At 72.2% G+C, this 20,254-nt stretch carries 22 protein-coding genes; 11 read left to right on the top strand and 11 right to left on the bottom strand.

Translation table 11 applies throughout. The features are described 5' to 3' along the window. Positions 1-81 precede the first annotated feature (81 nt). From MID12_RS22365 to MID12_RS22355, 3 genes are read right to left on the bottom strand one after another with little or no spacing between them, the layout of a single operon-like run. Positions 82-1,470 carry a sensor histidine kinase gene (locus MID12_RS22365; RefSeq protein WP_263170245.1) on the bottom strand — a complete coding sequence of 463 codons (1,389 nt, stop codon included), beginning with the start codon at positions 1,468-1,470 and terminating at the stop codon, positions 82-84. Beyond that, complete coding sequence (locus tag MID12_RS22360; protein WP_040253398.1) at positions 1,467-2,144, bottom strand: response regulator transcription factor; 678 nt, start codon at positions 2,142-2,144, stop codon at positions 1,467-1,469. Before MID12_RS22360 ends, MID12_RS22365 begins: the two co-directional genes overlap by 4 nt. A gap of 34 nt (positions 2,145-2,178) precedes the next feature. Further along, the gene (locus tag MID12_RS22355; protein WP_040253395.1) at positions 2,179-2,817 is read right to left on the bottom strand and encodes a TetR/AcrR family transcriptional regulator; all 639 of its coding nucleotides are present in this window, start codon (positions 2,815-2,817) and stop codon (positions 2,179-2,181) included. Between the two features lie 177 nt (positions 2,818-2,994). On the opposite strand from MID12_RS22355, the gene MID12_RS22350 reads away from it, so the two are divergent. The 6 genes from MID12_RS22350 (at position 2,995) to MID12_RS32310 (ending at position 10,032) form a co-directional block, all read left to right on the top strand. After that, on the top strand, positions 2,995-3,936 hold the full coding sequence (locus tag MID12_RS22350; RefSeq protein WP_078845178.1) for a metal-dependent hydrolase: 942 nt from the start codon (positions 2,995-2,997) through the stop codon (positions 3,934-3,936). A 30-nt stretch (positions 3,937-3,966) separates the two neighbouring features. Next, on the top strand, positions 3,967-5,067 hold the full coding sequence (locus MID12_RS22345; RefSeq protein ID WP_040253394.1) for a PDR/VanB family oxidoreductase: 1,101 nt from the start codon (positions 3,967-3,969) through the stop codon (positions 5,065-5,067). Between the two features lie 55 nt (positions 5,068-5,122). Further along, the gene (locus MID12_RS22340) at positions 5,123-5,992 is read left to right on the top strand and encodes a M24 family metallopeptidase (protein WP_263170242.1); all 870 of its coding nucleotides are present in this window, start codon (positions 5,123-5,125) and stop codon (positions 5,990-5,992) included. 187 nt (positions 5,993-6,179) lie between these two features. Further along, entirely contained in the window at positions 6,180-7,931 is a 1,752-nt protein-coding gene (locus MID12_RS22335; RefSeq protein ID WP_263173382.1) for an SDR family oxidoreductase, read from the top strand. A 161-nt stretch (positions 7,932-8,092) separates the two neighbouring features. Then, the gene (locus MID12_RS22330) at positions 8,093-8,512 is read left to right on the top strand and encodes an effector-associated constant component EACC1 (RefSeq protein WP_040253393.1); all 420 of its coding nucleotides are present in this window, start codon (positions 8,093-8,095) and stop codon (positions 8,510-8,512) included. Then, complete coding sequence (locus MID12_RS32310) at positions 8,509-10,032, top strand: HAMP domain-containing sensor histidine kinase (RefSeq protein WP_317633399.1); 1,524 nt, start codon at positions 8,509-8,511, stop codon at positions 10,030-10,032. Before MID12_RS22330 ends, MID12_RS32310 begins: the two co-directional genes overlap by 4 nt. Before the next feature lie 54 nt (positions 10,033-10,086). Here the strand turns inward: MID12_RS32310 and MID12_RS22315 are convergent, their stop codons facing one another. Then, positions 10,087-10,761, bottom strand: a complete 675-nt coding sequence (locus tag MID12_RS22315; protein ID WP_040253386.1) for an AIM24 family protein — start codon at positions 10,759-10,761, stop codon at positions 10,087-10,089. A gap of 63 nt (positions 10,762-10,824) precedes the next feature. Continuing rightward, the gene (locus tag MID12_RS22310; protein WP_263170240.1) at positions 10,825-11,262 is read right to left on the bottom strand and encodes an SRPBCC family protein; all 438 of its coding nucleotides are present in this window, start codon (positions 11,260-11,262) and stop codon (positions 10,825-10,827) included. Positions 11,263-11,487: 225 nt separating this feature from the next. Between MID12_RS22310 and MID12_RS22305 the strand changes: the two genes are divergently transcribed. Continuing rightward, on the top strand, positions 11,488-12,765 hold the full coding sequence (locus MID12_RS22305) for a spore photoproduct lyase family protein (protein WP_263170238.1): 1,278 nt from the start codon (positions 11,488-11,490) through the stop codon (positions 12,763-12,765). Here the strand turns inward: MID12_RS22305 and MID12_RS22300 are convergent. Both MID12_RS22300 and MID12_RS22295 read right to left on the bottom strand, forming a co-directional pair. Beyond that, a complete protein-coding gene (locus tag MID12_RS22300; RefSeq protein WP_263170237.1) occupies positions 12,722-13,162 on the bottom strand; it encodes a hypothetical protein in 441 nt (146 codons plus the stop codon). The genes MID12_RS22305 and MID12_RS22300 overlap by 44 nt on opposite strands. 75 nt (positions 13,163-13,237) lie before the next feature. Continuing rightward, entirely contained in the window at positions 13,238-13,678 is a 441-nt protein-coding gene (locus tag MID12_RS22295) for an ATP-binding protein (RefSeq protein WP_263170235.1), read from the bottom strand. Positions 13,679-13,923: 245 nt separating this feature from the next. Here MID12_RS22295 and MID12_RS22290 point away from each other — a divergent pair, with 245 nt between their 5' ends. The 4 genes from MID12_RS22290 (at position 13,924) to MID12_RS22275 (ending at position 15,481) form a co-directional block, all read left to right on the top strand. Beyond that, the gene (locus MID12_RS22290) at positions 13,924-14,787 is read left to right on the top strand and encodes a helix-turn-helix domain-containing protein (protein ID WP_263170234.1); all 864 of its coding nucleotides are present in this window, start codon (positions 13,924-13,926) and stop codon (positions 14,785-14,787) included. A gap of 13 nt (positions 14,788-14,800) precedes the next feature. Further along, positions 14,801-15,004 carry a DUF397 domain-containing protein gene (locus MID12_RS22285; protein WP_263170233.1) on the top strand — a complete coding sequence of 68 codons (204 nt, stop codon included), beginning with the start codon at positions 14,801-14,803 and terminating at the stop codon, positions 15,002-15,004. A 113-nt stretch (positions 15,005-15,117) separates the two neighbouring features. Then, positions 15,118-15,249: a DUF397 domain-containing protein gene (locus tag MID12_RS32500; RefSeq protein WP_411576992.1), complete on the top strand. Its 132-nt coding sequence runs from the start codon at positions 15,118-15,120 to the stop codon at positions 15,247-15,249. Between the two features lies 1 nt (position 15,250). Next, positions 15,251-15,481 (top strand): DUF397 domain-containing protein, encoded by a 231-nt coding sequence (locus MID12_RS22275; protein WP_040253372.1) that lies wholly within the window; start codon positions 15,251-15,253, stop codon positions 15,479-15,481. Positions 15,482-15,593: 112 nt separating this feature from the next. Here the strand turns inward: MID12_RS22275 and MID12_RS22270 are convergent, their stop codons facing one another. The 4 genes from MID12_RS22270 to MID12_RS22255 form a co-directional block, all read right to left on the bottom strand. Beyond that, positions 15,594-16,124 (bottom strand): DoxX family protein, encoded by a 531-nt coding sequence (locus tag MID12_RS22270; protein ID WP_263170232.1) that lies wholly within the window; start codon positions 16,122-16,124, stop codon positions 15,594-15,596. Between the two features lie 319 nt (positions 16,125-16,443). Beyond that, positions 16,444-17,271: a hypothetical protein gene (locus MID12_RS22265; RefSeq protein ID WP_263170231.1), complete on the bottom strand. Its 828-nt coding sequence runs from the start codon at positions 17,269-17,271 to the stop codon at positions 16,444-16,446. A gap of 124 nt (positions 17,272-17,395) precedes the next feature. Further along, the gene (locus MID12_RS22260) at positions 17,396-18,151 is read right to left on the bottom strand and encodes a sulfite exporter TauE/SafE family protein (protein WP_040253367.1); all 756 of its coding nucleotides are present in this window, start codon (positions 18,149-18,151) and stop codon (positions 17,396-17,398) included. Between the two features lie 230 nt (positions 18,152-18,381). Further along, positions 18,382-20,250 carry a GMC oxidoreductase gene (locus tag MID12_RS22255; protein WP_263173376.1) on the bottom strand — a complete coding sequence of 623 codons (1,869 nt, stop codon included), beginning with the start codon at positions 20,248-20,250 and terminating at the stop codon, positions 18,382-18,384. Between the last annotated feature and the right edge of the window lie 4 nt (positions 20,251-20,254).

The following is a 20,254-nucleotide window of genomic DNA, read 5'->3' as shown; positions in this document are numbered from 1 at the left end:
AGGGGTGCCCACACCCTGGCGGAGGGAAGCTGAGGTTTTGATGAAGGGCCCCCGGGCCCCCGACCGGGGCGGGGCAGGGGCCTACTCCCCCGTCTCCTTCCGCCCCCGCCCCTTCCGCGCCGGGATCCGCAGCACGAAGCGCGCGCCCCCGGTGGGGCTGGGGCCCGCGGTGAGGGTGCCCCCGTGCGCGTGCGCCACCCAGGAGGCGATGGAGAGGCCGAGGCCGGTGGAGCCGGTGGTGGAGCGGTGGCGGTCGAAGAGGGCCGAGTCGAGGCCGGGCGGGAGACCGGGGCCCGCGTCGTCCACGGTGAGCGTCCCGTCCGGGGTGACGGTGAGGCGGACCTCGGCGGGCTCCCCGGGCGCGTGGCCGTGGGCGAGGGCGTTGCCGAGGAGGTTGGCGACGGCGCGGCGCAGCAGCTCGGCGTCGCCCTCGACCACGGTGGGCGCGGCGTCGACGGTGACCTGGTGCGCACCGGCCGCGGGGTCCCCGGCCGACGGTTCGACCAGCTCGACGACCGTCTCGGCGAGCTGGTCGAGCCGCAGCGGCCGGTGCTCCACCACGCCCACCCCCGCCATCAGCCGGGCCCGGGTGAGCAGCCCGTCGACCAGGGCGCCCATCCGCCGCGCGAGGCGCAGGCTGCGCCGGAGGACGTCGGCGGGGTCGGTCTCGCCGCGCAGCGCGGTCTCGGCGAGGCTGCTGAGCGAGGCGGCCGGGGTGCGCAGATCGTGGGCGGCGTCCGCGAGGAAGGCCTCCTGCTGGTCGAGGGCGCGCAGCGCGGGCCGGATCGCCTGGCCCGCGAGGAGCCGGCCGATCAGCGCCGAGACCAGCACCAGCGCGGCGCAGGCGCCGGTGAGGCCCCAGGTGAGCCGGTCGTGGTCGCGGTGCTGCTCGCTGGTGTCGGCGACGGCGACCACCGCGCTGTCGGCCTCCTCGCTGCTGGGGCTGATGTAGGGCTCGGCGACCAGGCGCACCGGGCGGCCGTCGCGGGCCCGGCTGTCCCGGGCGGTCACCTCGGCCCGGTCGATGGCCCGGGTCGCCGCCTCGCGTACGTCGGCGGGGCGGGCGCTCACACAGGGGCGGCGCAGGGTGTCGAGGGCGCGCAGTCCGTCCTCGCGCAGGACGAGCAGGTGCAGCGGCGGGCAGTCGGTGTCCATCGTCTCGACCAGGTCGGCGGCGTCGGGTTCGTCGCCCGTGTAGGTGAGCTGGATGACGGCCTGGCTGGTGCGCAGGTTCAGCGACTGGTCGACCTGGCCGCGCCAGGTGGAGCCGTCGTTGTGGACGGCGAAGACGGCAAGCGCGATGAACCCGGCCGCGCTGGTGAGGGCGAAGAGCAGCGCGATACGGCGGCGCAGGCGGCGGATCCGGCCCGCGGCGGTGTGCGGCTGGCGGGTGCCGCGGCGGGGCCGCAGCGCACCGAGGGCCCGGCGCACCGGCCCGCGCCGATCGGTCTGCACGGCGGGGTGGCTCACCCGGGGCCGTCCTGCGGCGCGAGCAGCCGGTAGCCGACCCCGCGCACCGTGCGGATCAGCGGCGGCTCGCCGAGCTTGCGCCGCAGCTGGGAGATGAGCACGTCCAGGACGTTGGACTGCGGCTCGGCCATCTCGTCCCAGCAGCCCTCGATCAGCTCGCCGCGGGAGAGCGCCTGGTCGGCGCGGGCCGCCAGCATCTCCAGGACGGCGAACTCCTTGCCGGTGAGCATCAGCATGACCCCGTCCCGGCGCACCTCGCGCCGCGCGGTGTCGATCTCCAGGTCGCCGCAGCGGTACACCGGCGGCCGCACCGCGCCGGAGCGGCGGCACAGGCTGTGCACCCGGGCGATCAACTCCGGTACGGCGAAGGGTTTCACGAGGTAGTCGTCGCCCCCCGCCTCGAAGCCCTCGACCCGGTCGGCCACGGTGTCCCGCGCGGTGAGGAAGAGCACCGGCACCGCCCCGCCCCCGCGCCGCCAGTCCCGTACCCAGGCGGCGGCGTCGCCGGAGGGCAGGGTGCGGTCGAGGACGGCGCAGTCGTAGGAGGTGACGAAGAGGGCCTCGTCGGCCTGGGGCAGATCGGGCGCCTCGTCCACCGCGAGGCCCGAGCCGCGCAGCGCCGCGGTCAGCGCGAACCGCAGATTCTCGTCGTCCTCGACCACCAGTACGCGCACGCGGCCAGCCTAGGGGGAAGCGACGGGAGCCTCCTCAGGGCCGCCGGGACATCCGCTCCAGGATCACCGGCCACCGCTCCTCGTCGTCGAGCCCGGCCCTGGCCAGCTGGTAGAAGCTGCGCTCGCACAGGTCGATCAGCTCGTCCTTGCTGCCGAGCGGCTCCTTGATCCAGCCGAGCACCACCTCCTCCATGTACGCGAGCCAGCCGGAGACGGTCAGCCGCAGCGGGCCGGTGACCTCGACGCCCACGGATTCGACGCCCTCGATGATCCAGGCGGCGATGGCCCGGCGCACCGAGGAGTGCAGGGTGGTCACGTCCGCGCCCCGGTTCAGGCTGACCACCGCCTGGTAGATCGTCGGGAAGCGGGTGACGTAGTCCACGAAGGTCACCACACCGCCGCGCAGCTGTTCGCTCAGGCTCAGCGCCGGGTCGGGCCGTACGTGGTCGAGGAGTTCCCCGGCGGCCATGGTGAGCACCGCGTGCCGGAACTTGCGCTGGGAGCCGAAGTAGTGGAAGAGCAGCCCCGGCGAGACGCCCGCCTCGGTGGCCACGGCGTCCACCGACACCTCGTCGATGGGCTTGTACTCCAGGATGCGCCGGGCCGCCGCGAGGATCTGGGCCTGGCGCTCGGTGGGGAGCATGCGCGAGGGAGAGGCGGATCTTCTGGGCATGCCGCCCAGTCTATTGACAGAAACTCAACAAGTCCTACTGTTGAGTAAACATCAATAAGCCGAGACGCCCGCCGCAGCCGTCCTGGGGCCCGTCCCGACGAGGGCCTCGAGTCCCCGCGCGCTCGGCCCCCCTCCCCGCCAGGCCCCGCCTGAAGCCTTCGCCCCGAAGGAGCCGCCATGAGCACGATCCCCCCGACTGACCGGCCCGACCGGACCGACGGGACGGACAGGAACGACCGGACCGACGGGACCGACGAGCACAGCGACCTGGTCCTCACCCCGCGTGATGTGCGCTTCGACTGGGACCGGGTGCCGGTGCACTGGGTCCCCGGCGAGCCGACGGCCACCCATGTGATCAACGTCCTGCACATGCTGCTGCCCGAGGGCGAGCGCTGGTTCGTCCGGGTCTTCCAGCAGGCCGTGCCGCTGATCACCGACGAGGAGCTGCGCGAGCGGGTGCTCGGCTTCACCGGCCAGGAGGCCATGCACGCCGAGGCCCACCAGGGCGTGCTCGACCACTTCGTGGCCAAGGGCATCGACATCGGGCCCTACATCGCCCAGGTCGAGTACCTCTTCCACCACCTGCTCGGCGACAAGGAGGGGCTCAGCCCCCAGCGCGAGCGCGAGTACCTGATCGAGCGGGTCGCGATCATCGCGGGCATCGAGCACTTCACCGCCTTCCTCGGCGACTGGATCCTCAACGCCAAGGCCCTGGACCGGGCCGGCGCCGACGCGATCATGCTCGACCTGCTGCGCTGGCACGGCGCCGAGGAGGTCGAGCACCGCAGCGTCGCCTACGACCTGCTGCGCCACCTGGACCCCGGCTACCTGCGGCGGGCCCGCACCATGGTCGTCTCCATCACCGCGCTGCTCCAGCTGTGGGTGCGCGGCACCCGCTTCCTGCTCGCCGTCGACCCGGAGCTGGCCGGTTCGGTGGAGCCCTCGGTGCGCACCGCGTGGACCGCCGCCCGCCGGGGCCTGCTGCCCAACCCGGTCAAGCTCGGCATCTCCGCGCTGCGCTACTTCAGCCGCAACTACCACCCCTCGCAGGAGGGTTCGACCAGGCAGGCCATCGCCTACCTCGGCGCCTCCCCCGCCGCCCGCGCGGCTGCCCACTGACGCACCGCCCGAAGCCGAGGATCCCACCGCATGAGCCGCCCGCAGCCCCCACGCCTCGTCCCGCCACCGGACCTGTACGGCAGGCCCCGTCCCGACCGCTACCTCCAGGCCCTGGACTGGCTCGCCTCCAAGTACGTGCCGCTCTTCACCGGCAAGGACAGATACGGCACCCGGCCCCGGCCGCCGGAGAGCCACCCGCAGGAACTGACCGTGGTGTCCCGGGAGCCGGTCGCGGACGACGTGGTGTCGCTGCGCCTTGCCACCGAGGACCGGCGACTCCTGCCGCGCTGGCAGCCCGGCGCCCACCTCGACCTGATCCTGCCCTCGGGGCGCAGGCGCCAGTACTCGCTGTGCGGGGACCCGGCCGACCGCTACGCCTACCGCATCGCGGTACGGCTGCTCCCGGACGGTCAAGGCGGCTCGGCCGAGGTGCACCGCGAGCTGACGGCGGGCAGCACGGTCGGCATCCGGGGCCCCCGCAACGCCTTCCCCTTCGCGGGCGACCGGAAGGTGCTGCTGCTCGCGGGCGGCATCGGCCTGACCCCCGTACTGCCGATGGCCCGCGAGGCGGCCTGGCGCGGACTCGACTGGCACCTGGTGCACACCGGGCGCAGCCGCGCCTCGCTGCCCTTCGCCGGGGAGGTGGCCAGGCTCGCCGCCCGGCACCCGGGGCGGGTCACCGTCCTCACCGACGACGAGCACGGCATGCCCAGCGCCACCGATCTGCTGGCCCGCGCGGGCGAGGGCACCGCCGTGTACTGCTGCGGCCCGGTGCCGATGCTCGACGCCGTGCAGGCCGCCTTCGCCCGCAGCGAGGCGAAGGCCCTGCACTTCGAGCGCTTCAGCGCGGCCCCGATCGTCGACGGGAAGCCCTTCACCCTGCGGCTGCGCGACGGCCGCGAGCTGCCGGTGCCCGCCGACCGGACCGCCCTCGAGGTGCTGCGGGCCGACGACCCCGGCACCCCCTACTCCTGCCAGCAGGGCTTCTGCGGGGTCTGCAAACTGCGCGTGCTCTCCGGCACCGTGGACCACCGCGACCGCAAACTCAGCGCACAGCAGCGGGCGGACGGCGAGATGCTCGTCTGCGTCTCCCGCGCCGCCGAGGGCGAATGCCTCGAACTCGACGTGTGACACCGGCTGTTACCGCCCCGGCCGGTGCCGCGGGCGACGAGAGGAAGGCGAGACCATGAGCACCCGTACTGCCGAGAAACCCGCACCCCTGCCCGCATTCCCCTTCGACGAGAAGGACTTGGCGAACTTCCGGGAACTCCAGCGCCTGGCCTACCGCTGCGCGGAGAAGGTCGCCGCCTGGCTGGAACCGGGGGTGACGGAGCGTCAGGCCGCGGCCCGGCTGCGCAAGGAGCTGGTCGCCGAGGGCGTCCAGGACTTCTTCCACGTCCCCTTCGCCTGGTTCGGCGACCGCACCGCCTTCCGCCACTTCCGCACCCCGCTCCAGTTCTTCGCCACCGGACGGCGCCTGGAGGAGGGCATGTCGTACGTACTGGACTGCGCCCCCGTGGTGGACGGTTACACCGCCGACATCGGCTACGCGGGCAGGATGGGCGAGAACCCGATCTGGGACCGGATCGCCAAGGACCTGCTTGACTACCGGGAGTTGATCGTCGACCTGGTGCGGCAGCGCAGGACCCTGGACGAGGTCTACGCCGCCGTGGACGCCCAGATCGCCCGGCACGGCTACGACAATCGGCACCGCGTCTACCCCGGCCGGGTGATCGGCCACCAGGTGACCCGGATGGAGAAGGTCCGCGGACCCGAGGGCCTGACCATGTTCGGCTTCGGGGTGCGCACCCTGCAGACCCTCGGCCGGGAGCTGGTCACCGAGCGCATCCAGGGCCGCTCCCCGCTCTGGGCGGACGGCCGCGCCTCCCGGCACGCCCCGACCCCGGGCCTGTGGGCGGTCGAGCCGCACGTCGGATTCCGGGACGTGGGCCTGAAGTTCGAGGAACTGCTCGTGGTCACCCACGACGACGCCTACTGGCTCGACGACGACGTCCCGCACGTACGCCGCGGCCGCGCGCTCGCCGCGGCCGCCTGACCCGCGCCCCGCCGCGCAACCGCACGCACCCCCGACCGAGGACGACCGCGAGGACCACGTGACTTCCGAGAAACCCGCACGCCCGGACGAGAACCCCACCGGCCAGGACCCGACGGCCAAGGCCCCGAAGTCCCGTTCCCTCAAGGCCCGTTGGAGCAAGACCGCGAAGGCCGCGGCCCCCGGCGGGATCCGCCGCTCCCGCATCCCCTCCGGCGCGCTCTCCCTTGCCGTGTACGAGCAGGGCGACCCGGAGCGGCCCACCGTGCTCCTGGTGCACGGCTACCCGGACACCCACCGCGTCTGGGACGACGTCGCCGCCGAACTCGCCGCCGACCACCATGTGGTCCGCTACGACGTACGCGGCGCCGGCGACTCCGACAAGCCGCGCTCCAAGGACGACTACCGCCTGGAGCTGCTCGCCCAGGACCTGTTCGCCGTCGCGGACGCGGTCAGCCCCGAGAAGCCGGTGCACGTGGTCGCCCACGACTGGGGCTCCATCCAGTCCTGGGAGGCGGTCACCGACCCGCGGGCCGCCGAGCGCATCGCCTCGTACACCACGATGTCCGGGCCGAGCCTGGACCACATGGGGCACTGGCTGCGGCGCCGCTGGCGCAGGCCCACCCCGCGCCACCTCAAGCAGCTCGCCTCGCAGGGCCTGCACTCCTGGTACATCTACCTCTTCCACCTGCCGGTGCTCGCCCCCGCCGCCTGGCGGCTCGGGCTCGCCCGCAACTGGGGCACCGTGCTGCGGCTCGTGGAGGACGTCACCCCGCGCGAGGGCCACCCGCACGACACCCTCGCGGGCGACGCGGCCCGCGGCGTGCTCCTCTACCGCGCGAACATGCTGCCCCGGCTGCTGCGCCCCGGACTGCGGCCCACCTCCGTACCGGTGCAGCTGATCACCCTCACCGAGGACAACTACGTGAGTCCCGCGCTGAGCGAGGGACTTGAGGAGTGGGCCCCGCATCTGTGGCGCCGGGAGCTGGCCGCCACCCACTGGTCCGCACTCCTGGAGAAGGGAACCACCGTGGCCCGGATGATCCGCGAGTTCACCGCCCATCAGGAGGGCGCCCCCGCCGCGCGCGAGCTGGCCGCCGCCCAGCAGGGCCGCGAGGGCGGGCGCGCGGGGGAGTTCGCGGGCAAGCTGGCCGTGGTCACCGGCGCGGGCAGCGGCATCGGCCGCGCCACCGCCCTCGCCTTCGCCGAACGCGGCGCCGACCTCGCGCTCTGCGACCTCGACCTGGAGGCCCTGGAGCGCACCGCCGAACTGGCCGGACTGCTCGGCGCCGAGGCCACCGTCCACAAGGTCGACGTCTCCGACGGCCCCGCCGTGGACGCCTTCGCCGCCACCGTCGCCGCCCAGCAGGGCGTGCCCGACATCGTGGTGAACAACGCGGGCATCGGCCACTCCGGCACCTTCCTGGAGACCACCGAGAAGGAGTGGGAGCGCGTCCTGGACGTCAACCTCTGGGGCGTCATCCACGGCTGCCGCGCCTTCGGCACCGTGCTCAAGGAGCGCGGCCAGGGCGGCCACATCGTCAACGTCTCCTCGGCGGCCGCCTATCTGCCCTCGAAGATGCTCGCCGCCTACTCCACCAGCAAGGCCGCGGTCTTCATGCTCTCCGACTGCCTGCGCGCCGAACTCGCCAAGGAGAAGATCGGCGTCAGCACCATCTGCCCCGGCATCGTGAACACCAACATCACCCGCACCACCACCTTCTCCGCCACCGACGCCGCCGAACAGGCCAAGAAGCAGGCCAAGTTCAGCGGCCTCTACGCCCGCCGCGGCTTCCCGCCCGAGAAGGTCGCCACCGAGATCGTCACCGCGGTCCGCACCAACCGCGCCGTGGTCCCGGTCACCATCGAGTCCAAGGCCGCCCGCTTCCTGAGCCGCCTCTCCCCGGCGGCACTGCGGGCGGGGGCGCGGCTGAAGATGTGAGGGCGCGGGCCGAAGGCGTTTGAAGGGAGAGGCGGACACGGGCACCACAGGCCTGCGGGCCCGCCCCGCGTCTGCCTCTCCCTTCCCCTCACATCCTCTCCTCCCCTCCCCTCCCCTCCCCTATCCTCATCCCGACTCCGTTCGGCGGAAGGGTGGTTGAGGTGCGGGTACGGCTACGGGTCCTCCCCGGGAAGGGCGCGGAGGAGGAACTGCGCTCGCTGCACGCCTGGTTGCTGGACGACTCGGGGGCACGGCGGTTCGCGGACCTTCAGTGGGAGGCCGTCCCCGCGGAGCCCGCCGACAGCATGGGCCCGGTGCTCGACACCCTCTCCCTGGTGATCGGCTCCGGCTTCAGCGCCGCCTCGCTCGCGCTGAGCCTGGCCCAGTGGCGGGCCCAACGCGGCCCCGCGCGGCCCTCGGTGACCGTGGAGCGGCCGGACGGCAGCCGGATCACCTTCCACGGCACCGCCACCGAGGAGACCGCCCGGCTGCTCGCCGCTCTGGAGGCCCCCGCGGGCGCCCCGGAGCGCGCGGCGCCGGGCAGCGCGGGCTCCCCGGCGGGCGAGACACCGCAGCCGTGACGGCCCTCCCCGCCCCGGAGCACTCCCGAGTCGTCCTCGTCGGCGCGAGCCGCTTCGAGGAACTGGCCGAACTCCCCGCCGTGGCAGCCAATGTGGCCACTCTCCGGGAGCTCTTCACCTCCGAGGAGGTCTGGGGACTCCCCCGGCGGCACTGCCTCCTCGTCGCCGAGCCGCGCGCCCCGCGCGAGGTCTCGGCCGCCGTCCGGCAGGCGGCCGCCGAAGCGACCGACACCCTGATCGTCTACTACGCCGGACACGGCCTCATCGACCCGGGCACCGGCGAACTGCACCTGGCCCTCCGGGAGAGCCGTCCCCACGAGGTCTACGACACGGCGGTCCCCTACGACTGGATCCGCCGCACCCTGGCCACCAGCCGTGCCACCCGCCGCATCGTGATCCTCGACTGCTGCTACAGCGGCCGGATGCTCGGCGCCATGTCCGAGGGCCTCGGCCTCGCGGAGATCGACGGCACCTATCTGCTCGCCGCTGCGGCGGAGAACGCCCTCGCCCTGGCCCCGCCCGGCGAGTTGTTCACCGCGTTCACCGGCGAGCTGGTGGCCCTGGTGCGCAGCGGAGTACCGGGGGCGGGCCCCGCGCTGACCCTCAACGACCTCTACGAGAGGACCCGTTCCTCGCTGCGGGCCGCCGGACGACCGGAACCGCACTGCCGCGACCGCAACACCCTGGGCGCCGTGCCCTTCGTACCGAATCCGGCGTTTCAGGTCTCGCCGGAGGGCGAAGAAGGAGCCCCGCCCGCGGATGAGCCGGGAACCGTTTCCCAACTGGCGTCCATACGACGGTTCATGGCCGACCTCTCCCATGAACTGCGAACCCCGCTCACCGCGTTGACCGCGGTCTCGGACGTCCTGGAGACGGACGCCGCCCAGAAGGGGGTCGAGATGGGACCCCCCTTGCGCCTGATGGTGGACGAGACCCGCAGGCTGGCCGGACTGGTCGAGAATCTGATGGAGTTGGCCAGATTCGACGCGGGCATCGCGCGCCTGGTCGTGACGGAGACGGACATCGCGGCGGTGGTCCGGGAATGCCTCGCCGCCCGCGACTGGGACCGGTCCGTCACCGTTGTCGCCGCCCCCGGGGTGATCGCCTTCCTGGACCCCCGGCGCCTCGACGTGATCATGGCCAACCTCATCGGCAACGCCCTCGCGCACGGCCAGGAGCCCGTGACCGTTACGGTCGCCGTCCGGCCGCCGCCCGGGGAGCCGTCCGGCCCGGACCCGTACTGCCCCGATCGGCCCTTCGAGATCGTCCTGACGGTGGCCGACCGGGGCGAGGGCATCCCGGCCCCGCTGCTGCCCTACGTCTTCGACCGGTTCAGGAAAGGGGACAGCCGCCGCCCCCGCTCGGCGGGCCACGGGCTCGGCCTCTCCTTCGCGCAGGAGAACGCGCGCCTGATGGGCGGACGCGTCGAGGCGGCCAACCAGGCGGAGGGCGGCGCGGTCTTCACCGTACGGCTGCCGCAGCACCCTCACCCGGAGCCATCCGCCCCGAGCGAGTCCTGAGTCTTCGGCCCGGGGCCCGAACCGTTTCCCGTTCCGATCCCCGGGCCCCCTCCCTCAGGCCTGCTTGTTCTGCGGAGTCGCCTCGCTGGGCCGTACCACCACGAAACCCTGGCCCTCCAGCTTGAGTTGGACCGCCTCGCCGGAGCCGCCGCGCAGCATCGAGCCGACGGACTGCGAGCGGTGCAGCGAGGTCTGGAGCCCGGCGCTCCAGCCGACCACCGCGTCGGTGTCGACGAAGACCGGGGCCTGCGGCGCGACCGGGATCACCAGCGGGTCGCCCTCGCAGACCAGGCCGAGGCGCCCCTGCCCCTGGAAGACGCTGTTGAACAGGCCGCCCCCGGTGATGCCCGCGCCCTTCACGGTCTTGATCTCGTACGAGAGGGAGGCGTCGAAGCACAGGACGTTGCGGCCGTTGACGGTGAAGACGTCGCCGGGCTCCACATCGATGACGAAGCAGTTCTGCGCCTCGTGCGCGAACCAGGCCTCGCCCTGCCCGCGCACCGCCATCAGCGGCAGCCCCTCCCCGGTGACCGCCCGCTTGAGCATGCCCCCGACGCCCTGGCTCTTGCGCTCGAACTGGAGGTTGCCGCGGTAGGCGATCATCGCCCCCTGCCGTGCGAGCATCTCGCCGTTGACCGCGTACCGGATGGACTTGGAGTTCTGCACGGTCATGCCCGGCGCGCTCGCGGGCTGGACCATGTGCTCATTGGAAAAAAGATCACCCTTCATGGGGACATCTTGTCGCCCCGGCGCCGCCTTGGCCATGTCCCGGCCGCCGCGCACCCGGCGGCGCTACGGGAGCGCGTCGTACACCGCCGCGGGCAGGGTCCGGGAGACCTCGTCGCCCAGCCGCTCGAACTCGCGGCGCAGGAAGGGATCGGCGAGCCGGGCAAGGCCCTTGAACCGGATGGTGGCGCGGTAGGTGAGCACGGTCCCCTCCCCCTCGGCGGCGAAGGTCATGTCGTCGGTCGAGTGCGCGGTCTTGTTCTCCCCGGTGAAGGTGAGCCGGTTCTCCTCCAACCGGTCGAGCCGGTACCGGAGTTGAGTGGTCCGGCCCCGGAAGACGGAGGTGTTGTCCCACTCCGCCCCGACGGTGAGCGGACCGCTGCCCGAGCGCTCGCACTCCTGGGTGCCCGGATCCCATTCCACGGCGTGCGAGAAGTCGGAGAGATAGGCGACGACCCGGGCGAGCGGCCGGTCGAGGGTGATGACGCGCTCGACGTGCACCATGAGGGGCTCCTTGCCGTACGAATTCGGGGGTGGGGGGAGGGGCGGAGACATGGGGAGAGGGATGTGCGCCGCCGGTCGGCGGCACGGTCACGCCTTCCCTGCCCGGGCCGCGCCATACCAGGGCCCTCTGCCGATCGGGCGGCGGCGGGCGCCCGAGCGCGCGTGGGGCCACCGCCGTCCCGTACGCTCCGCACCAGGCAGAGGGGGGTCGGACCAGGAGGAACCGTGCACGGGAGCCAGGGCGCCGAGGACGACCCGCGCGAGCCCGCCGGGCCCGAGGCCCCCTCCGGCCCCGCCGCGTCCCCCGCCCCCGACACGTCCTCCGACGCCGGCACGTCCTCCAGCCCCGACGCCCTCTTCAGCCTCGCCGAGGTCCTCGACGCCTCCGCCCCGGAAGGCGGCTCCCCCGCGTCCGGCCCCGCCCCCTGGCCCTCGGCGGCCGAGGCGGCCCGCCTGTTCGAGATCCGGGAGATCTACGCGGAGCCCGAGGCCGCCCTCAGCGCACGCGGCCGCCAGGTGCTCGCCCGCTTCCCCGGGGCCCGCCTGATCGAGGTCCCCTCGCACTGGAACATCCCGCATCTGCACGGCAACGAGGGCAACGCGCGGCGCTGGGTGCGGATCAAACGCGAGGTCCTGGTGCTCGGCGTGCGCAAGACCATGACGGTGCGCCCCAACGGCCGCTCCGCCGACTGGATCGCCCCGGGCCCCTCCAACGGCTGCGCCCTGGCCTGCGCCTACTGCTACGTCCCGCGCCGCAAGGGCTACGCCAACCCGATCACCCTCTTCACCAACACCGAGGCCCTGATCGCCCGCCTCGCCCGGCACAGCACGGACCTCGGCCCCAAGCCGGAGCCCAACCAGTGCGACCCGCACAGCTGGGTCTACGACATCGGCGAGAACGGCGACTGCTCGGTGGACGCCCTGCTCTGCGACAGCACCGCCGAACTGATCCGCGCCTTCCGCCAATGGCCGTACGCCAAGGCCTCGTTCGCGACGAAGTACGTCAACTCCGCGCTCCTGGACCTGGATCCGCGGGGACGCACCCGGATCCGCTTCTCCGTCATGCCCGAAGCGGACTCCCGCCTCCTCGACGTACGCACCAGCCCGGTCGCCGAACGGATCGCCGCCGCGGGCGACTTCCTGGACGCCGGATACGAGGTGCACTTCAACCTCTCCCCCGTGGTCCTGCGCCCCGGCTGGCAGCACGACTGGGCCGAACTGCTCCGGCACCTGGACGACGTCCTGCCCGCCCGCGTCAAGCAGCAGGCCGCCGCCGAGGTCATCATGCTCACCCACAACAAGGACCTGCACGAGACCAACCTGGGCTGGCACCCCCGCGCTGAGGAACTCCTCTGGCAGCCCGCGGGCCAGGAACCGAAGCTCTCCCAGAACGGAGCCCGCAACGTCCGCTACCGCGCGGACGTCAAACGCCAAGCCCTGGACCGGCTACGGGAGTTGACTACCCGTCATGCGCCGTGGCTGTGGATCCGGTACGCGTTCTGAGAGCCCGACCGAGGTCCCGCGCGGCCACCGGCGAGAGGCTGCCGAGGGTGACGACGGGGTCCTCGTCGCACCGCGGGCAGTAGGGCCAGAAGTCGATGTCCACGAACTCGCCCCCGACGGCGGCCCGCACGGCGTCACGCACCCGTTGGACGATCCGGCGCCCCTCGGGCCAGTCGGGCAAGTCGGCCCGGATCGGGGCCGGTTCGGCGCCGAGCAGGGTGGCGAGACGATCCGCGGTGGGCACGGGTACCTCCCCCAGGTAGATCCGGTCCCGGTCGGCGTACGGCACCGGGAAACCCTCCAACCGGTGCCCGGCGAGGGCGGTACGGAGCACGGTGGCGGCCTCGTGGACGGGGCTGCCGGGGAGCGGCACCGGGCTGGACTCGGGCAGGGGCATGGGACCTCCGAAGGGTGGGTGAAGTGATGCGGTGGGGGCTGCGGTTGGCGCCGCGGCTGCTCGGGGTGAGCGCGCTCAGGACAGGAGCCCCGAGGGTGGCGGGATGTCGAGAGCGCACCAGGTCGTCCGCCCGTCCGGGCTGACGCCCCACTCCCGCGCCAGAGCCGCGACCAGGCACAACCCCCGCCCGCTCTCCGCCTCCTCGTCCACGAGACGCAGCCGGGCCGGCACCGGGGAACCGTCGCGGACCTCGACCCTCAGCGCCCCGTCCGGGACGTGCACCCGCAGCCCGACCGGGAGCCCGCCCCCGTAGCGCACCGCGTTGGTGACCAACTCCGAGACGACCAGGGCGACTTCGTCCACCAGCGCGGCGAGGTCCCACAGGTGCAGGTACGCGGCCGCGATCCGCCGGGCATCCGCCACCCGCGACTCCACCGGCAGAAAGTCCACCTCGAAGCCGCGGGTGGTCAGGCCCGATAACGAACCGGCGTTCCCAGCAGGGGTGTTGAAGGTCATTACCGCCCTCCCAGCAGGCGTTCACGGGCACAGCGACATACGGGAGAACAACGCTCCGTTGCGAGCAGAGCGCTCTCCGTCACGCCAACAGACTGCTCGCACCGACCGCTTGAGCGCAACCCGACAGACGCCAACATTGGCAATTCACTCTTGATGGCTCCGCTCGAACGTTCATACCAACGAGTAGCGTCCGATGCTTGCGGTGCGGCACACTGTCGCCACGATCCGTAGTGGGAGGAGCAGAGGTGTCCAACCGTCCCCGCCCGACAGTCCGCCGACGCAAACTCGGCGGTGAACTACGACGGTTGCGCGAAGCAGCCGGTGTCTCACTGGAGCAGGCAGCCGAACGCATCGGCGGCGAGAAATCGAAGATCTCCCGCCAGGAAACAGGCCGACAGGGCGTCCGCAAGCTGGAGTTGGAGGCCTTGTTCGAGCTCTACAGCGTCACCGACGAGCGTCTCAAGACCGCCCTCACCACCCTGTCCCGCGAAAGCCGCCGCAAGAACTGGTGGGCTCCGTACGGCGAGATTTTGGGCGAGGAGTTCCAAGAGCGGCTGAGTATCGAGTCCGAAGCGGTCCGTACCCAACTTTTTCAGCCGTTGCTAGTCCCGGGACCCCTCCAGACGCGGGCGTACGCCGAGGTACTCATCCGCGGAGCTGCACGTGACACCGATGCCGGGCACATCGAATCGCTCATCGATCTCCGCACCGAGCGGCAGAAGGTTCTCCAGGAGAAGAAGTCACAGGTGCTCTGCCTGCTGGACGAAGCTGTGCTCCGCCGGGCTATCGGAGGCCCGGAAGTCATGAGGGAGCAGCTTCAGAAGCTTCTTGACGTGAATAATCCGCCCATGCTGTCCATCCAGATCGTTCCGTTCGGTCAGGGGTGGCATGCAGGACTCGATGGCCCCTTCGGCATCTTCAGCTACCCCGACCCGATGGATCTGGACGTGGTGAGCATCGAGTACCTCGACGGAGTGCGCTACTTGGAGGAAAATGAACCCGTCGAGCGGTACAAGCTGGCGTTTGACCAACTTCGCGCGTCAGCTCTACCGTCCAAGCAGTCGATGGACTTGATCACGCAGGTCATGCGAGATCTGAAGAAGACCTAGAGGCAGGTACCAGATGATGCGGCACGACCTCCCCGAGGCCAGCTGGCAGAAGTCGTCCTACAGCTCCGACAACGGAGGGCAGTGCGTAGAGCGACAGACGACCAGCGAGGGACTCGTCGCCGCCGGTGACAGCAAGAATCGCTCGCTGGGAGCACATGCCTTCCCTGCCGAGATCTGGCAGGAGTTCATCACCGCCGTCGCCAAGGGCACCCTCTAAAGGGCAACCACCCCACAGCGACAGCAGAGGCAGGCACCGAGATGATGCGGCACAACCTCCCTGAGACCGAATGGCAGAAGTCGTCCTACAGCTTGGACAACGGAGGCCAGTGCGTGGAGCGACAGACGACCAGCGAAGGACTCATCACCGCCGGTGACAGCAAGAACCGCCCCCTCGGCGCACACACCTTCCCTGCTGAGATCTGGCAGGAGTTCATCACCGCCGTCGCCAGGGGTGCTCTCTGAGGTGAGCGCCGAGACGGACAAGCAGGACCTCTACGCGCTGGACCTCGGCGGCGTGGAGTGGCGCGGGGCGCCGGGCAGTGATCCGCAAGACCGTGTGGAGATCGCCGAGTTGCCGGGCGGGGCGGTCGCGATGCGCAACGCCGCCTGCCCGGACGACCCGCCCCTGCGCTTCACCCGAGCCGAATGGGAAGCCTTCGTACTCGGCGCCCAGGACGGCGAGTTCGACGTGTGACGGGAGCGGGCGCAGGCAGCCGCTCCCGTCAATACTCCGAGTGCCCGCGTGAGTCGCGGGACTTGAACCCGCGACTCATGGCGTTCCCCGCGCGCGGTCAGCACCTTCGCCTTCACCCCACCGGCAGCCGCCCCCGCACCGACTCCGAGGCCTCCCGGACCGCCTTGGCCGAGTCGTGGGCTTGGCGGCGGGTGGCGCGGCCGGCGTCGTGGGCGGTGTGGCGGGCGCGGTAGGCGAGGGAGGGCTTGCCGTGGGTGTCGGCGGCGGCGATGAGCAGGCCGCCGAGGAGGGAGACGTTCTTCAGGAAGTGGGTGCGCTGGGCGGCGCGCTGCTCCGGGTCCTTCTCCTGCCACCAGCGGTGCCCTGCCAGCGTCGTCGGCACCAGGGATCCGGCCAGGGCCAGCGCGGCAACGCGCGGGAGGCGCCCGGTGGCCAGCAGCAGACCGGCTCCCACCTGCACCGCCGCGTTGAGCCGTACCAGGTCGGCGGGGTCCTCGGGCAGCCCGGGCACCCGCACGGCGAGGTGGACCGCGATCGATTCGGCGGCGGGGGCGACATGCTCGGGCGACTTCAGATGGCCGATGCCGCTGCTGACGAAGACGGAGGCGAGCATCGGCCGGGCGAATTTCCTCAGAATGGGCATGCGAACCGCCTTCCCCCCGGTCCCGGCCGTCACACGCTCCCGTTCGTGTGCCCGCGCGCCCCCGGCCCGCGCGCCGTCCCCGCCACCACCGGGGAACCGGAATTCCACCTCCGGGCACAAGCACCCACCCGGCCTACACCGGCGCCGGTCGAGGTCACGGACCCGGCTGCCGGACACCGCCGAGGTCACGCACCCGGCTGCCGAGCGCCGCCGAGGTCACGCACCCACCTACCGGGCCGCCGAGGTCACGCCCGCGCGCTCCCGGCGAGGCGGAGCCGCAGGCCGGGGCCTCGGGTGACATGCCACGGCCCGCCCGCGGTCACTTCCTCAGCTCGGCCATCGCCGCCTTGGTGTCCGTCTTCAGCATCTTCTCGACCTCGGAGGCGGCCGGAGGCTTCTCGTCGCCGCTGCCGTACCAGCTCCAGCGCATCTCGAAGGTGAACCAGCCCTCGCGTACCGAGAGGGTGAGGCCGCCCAGCTCCCGGTCGGTCTTCCCGCCGCGCTGCTCGGTGACGAACCAGGCCTCGTCCCCGAGGCCGTCGGTCTCCTTCGCCTCGTAGGAGTACGAGTCGTTCGACTGGTCCTCGTAGGCCTTGCGCTGGTCGGCGAACTCGCCCGCCGGGTCGCTCGCCTTGTGCCAGACGGCGGTGGCGTAGACGTACGTCGAGCTGTACGAACTCGACGTCTCCTGGGGGTCCTTGAGGGTGTGGCTGCACTGGCTCTGGTCGAGGCCGTCCTGCCGGGAGGAGAAGCGGTTGTTGTCCTTGTTCACCGCCGAGTCCTGGAACTCGTACCGCTCCTGGAAGGCGTCGAACTCGGCGGCCTCGCACAGGTTCTTCGCGAACTCGTACCCGGCGAGGTCCGCCTCCTCGCCGGAGCCGCCGAGGGTGCCGGTCGCGAAGAGGGTGCCCGCCCATACGGCCGAGGCGACCAGCACACCGCCGAGTCCCCACAGCCAGCCGGGGACGGGCTTGCGCGGTGCGCCGGAGGGCGGCGGGGGCATCGGCGGCTGTCCGCTCGGCGGCGGCCCGAAGGGCTGGGCCGGCACCTGGCCGTACGGGTTCGGGGAGTTGGGGGTACCGGGCAGGGTGGGCTGCTGGTACGGATTGGGCTGATACGGATTCGGCTGCGCGCCGGGTGTCGACATGAGGTGCAATGTACCTGCCACTCTGCGTAGAGGGGACAGTCACCGGAGCCGTCTCCGTCCGCCTTCTCAACTCCTTGTGGTGAGGCGGTGGTTGGCCTTCGGGGCAGTCGGACCTGGAGAGCGGTCAGCGCACGAGCAGGACGATCGAGGCGGTGACCCCGACCACGACGATGATGCCGCGCAGCACGGTGGGCGGCAGCCTGCGGCCGACCCGGGCGCCGAGGAGGCCGCCCGCCGTCGAGCCGAGCGCGATCACCCCGGCCACCGTCCAGTCGACATCGGCGACCGCCACGAAGACGAGGGCGGCGACGCCGTTCACGATCGAGGCGAGGACGTTCTTCACGGCGTTCAGGCGCTGCAGGTCCTCCTTGAGGAAACTGCCGAACAGGCCCATGAGCAGCACCCCTTGGGCCGCCCCGAAGTACCCGCCGTAGACGCCCGCCCCGCAGACGCCGAGCCACATGGGCACCCCGCCGTCCTTCGCGCCCTGGTCCGCGCGCCGGGCGAGGCGCTTGTTCAGCTGCGGCTGGAGCAGTACGAGGACGCAGGCGAGCAGGATGAGGACCGGCACCACCGCGTCGAAGGTGCTGGTGGGCAGCTGGAGCAGGAGGACCGCCCCGATGATGCCGCCGACCAGCGAGCCCGAGCCGAAGAGCAGGACGCGTTTGCGCTGCCCCTTCAGCTCGCGCCGGTAGCCGTAGGCCGCGCTCAGCGAGCCGGGCACCAGGCCGATGTTGTTGGAGACATTGGCCAGGACCGAGGGGTAACCGAAGGCGAGCAGGGTGGGGAAGGTGATGAGGGTGCCGGAGCCGACCATGGCGTTGATCCCGCCCGCGGCGATGCTGGCCCCGCCGATGGCCAGGGCCTCGATTGCGTCCACCGCTACACCTTCCGTCGTTCCCTGCGGCAGTACCGGCTCCCGGCGCACGGCTCGCGCGCACCGGGCCGCGCCCGGGCCGTCACGGTCCGGGCCCGGGCGCGACACCGCAGGTCACCGTATCTTCCACGACGCCCGGCGGTCTGTGGGCTACGCAACTTTCCCCGGCCCGTCCCAGCATGTGGAGCGGGACCTGCGGAGCTGCGGAGCTGGTGACCTGGAGAGCTACGGAGCTACGCGGACGGCTCCGGGCCGCCCGGCGCCTCCATCCCGCCGGAGGCCTCCGGCGCCTCCGGCACCCTCGGCACCGGCAGCAGCAGGGTGCCATGGGCGCCCGGCGGGACGGTGGGCGAGGCCGGGGGCACCGGGGCGAGGCGTACGTAGCGGCTGCCCTGGGCGGGGCGCGGGTCCGGCTCGCCCTTGTTGGGCCACAGGGCCATGGCGCGCTCGGCCTGTGCGGTGATGGTCAGCGAGGGGTTCACACCGAGGTTGGCGGAGACCGCGGAGCCGTCCACGACGCTGAGGCCCGGGTAGCCGTGGACCCGGTGGTAGGCGTCGACGACGGAGGTCTCCGCGCTCTCGCCGATGGTGCAGCCGCCGAGGAAGTGCGCGGTCATCGGCTTGCCCAGGACCTCGCCGATATTGGTGCCCGCGATGCCGTCGATCCGCTCGGCGAGCAGCCGCGCCGCCCGCCAACCCTCCGGGATATGAACGGGGTTGGGGGCGCCGTGGCCCTGCTCGGCGCTGAGTTTGCCCTTGCCGAAGAGCCCGCCGCGCTTGCGGAAGGTGGTCAGGGAGTTGTCGGCGCTCTGCATGACGAGGCCGATGATGGCGTGCTCCGACCAGCGGTAGGTGCTCAGGGTGCGGCTCACGTACACCGGGTGGCGCAGGAGCTCCCAGGCCAGGGCGGCGAGTTTGGGCCAGTGGCGGCGGTAGAGCGGCATATTGCTGAGCGCCATCGCATTGGAGCCCTTGCCGTAGCGCACATTCTCGATGTGGGTGGTCGGGCTCGGGTGGATGGAGGAGGTGATGGCGACGCCGCGGGTGAAGTCGGCCGAACGCCCGCCGTTCGCCCGGCGGTAGCGGCGCGGGGTGGTCAACGCCCCTACCAGCGCCTCGGAGTTGGTACGGGTCAGGGTGCCGAGCCGGTCCGAGAGGCGGGGTAAGACCCCCTCGTCCTTCATCCGGTGCAGCAGGCTCTGGGTGCCGTAGGTCCCGGCGGCGAGCACCACGTGGCGGGCGCGGAGCACGGTGCGCGGGCCGCGGCGGGGCCGGTCGGTGGGCACGGCGGTGACCAGGAAGCCGCCGCCCCCGGGGCCCTCACCGTCCGGCTCCCCTGTCTCGCGGATCTCCACCACGCTGGTCATCGGGTGGATCCGCGCCCCGGCCCGTTCGGCGAGGAAGAGGTAGTTCTCGGTGAGGCTGTTCTTGGCGCCCACCTTGCAGCCGACCATGCAGTCCCCGCACTCGGTGCAGGCGGCGCGCTCCGGCCCCGCGCCCCCGAAGTAGGGGTCGGGGACACGGGCTCCCGGTTCGGCGCGCAGGCTGCCGTCGCCGTCCGCGCCGTCGCCGAAGAACACCCCGACGGGCGTGGGCCTGAAGGTCCGCCCGACGCCCAACTCCTCGGCCACGGACCGCAGATACTCGTCCGCCTCGGTGGTCGTCGGATTGGTCCGCACCCCGAGCATCCGGCGGGCCTGGTCGTAGTACGGCGCCAACTCCGCTTCCCAGTCGGTGAGATGGCCCCACTGCCGGTCGCGGAAGAAGGCGGGCGGCGGTACGTACAGGGTGTTGGCGTAGTTCAGCGAGCCGCCGCCGACGCCCGCACCGGCGAGCACCAGGACCTTGCTCATCAGGTGCACCCGCTGGATGCCGTACATGCCGAGTCGCGGGGCCCACAGGTAGTTCCGCAGGTCCCAGGAGTTCTTCGGCAGCGTCTCGCGGGTGAAGCGGCGCCCGGCCTCCAGTACGCCGACCCGGTAGCCCTTCTCGGTCAGGCGCAGCGCGGTGACCGAGCCGCCGAAGCCCGAGCCGACCACCAGCACGTCGTAGTCCTCGGGGGCCTCGCGGATCCCGGGGGCCTCGGGCTCCCGCTCGCCCATGCCG

The sequence above is a fragment of the Streptomyces sp. SCSIO ZS0520 genome (genome assembly GCF_025643355.1).
Lineage (GTDB): Bacteria > Actinomycetota > Actinomycetes > Streptomycetales > Streptomycetaceae > Streptomyces > Streptomyces physcomitrii.
The sequence above is the reverse complement of the archived record's forward strand: the minus strand, read 5'-3'. Positions and strand labels throughout refer to the sequence as shown.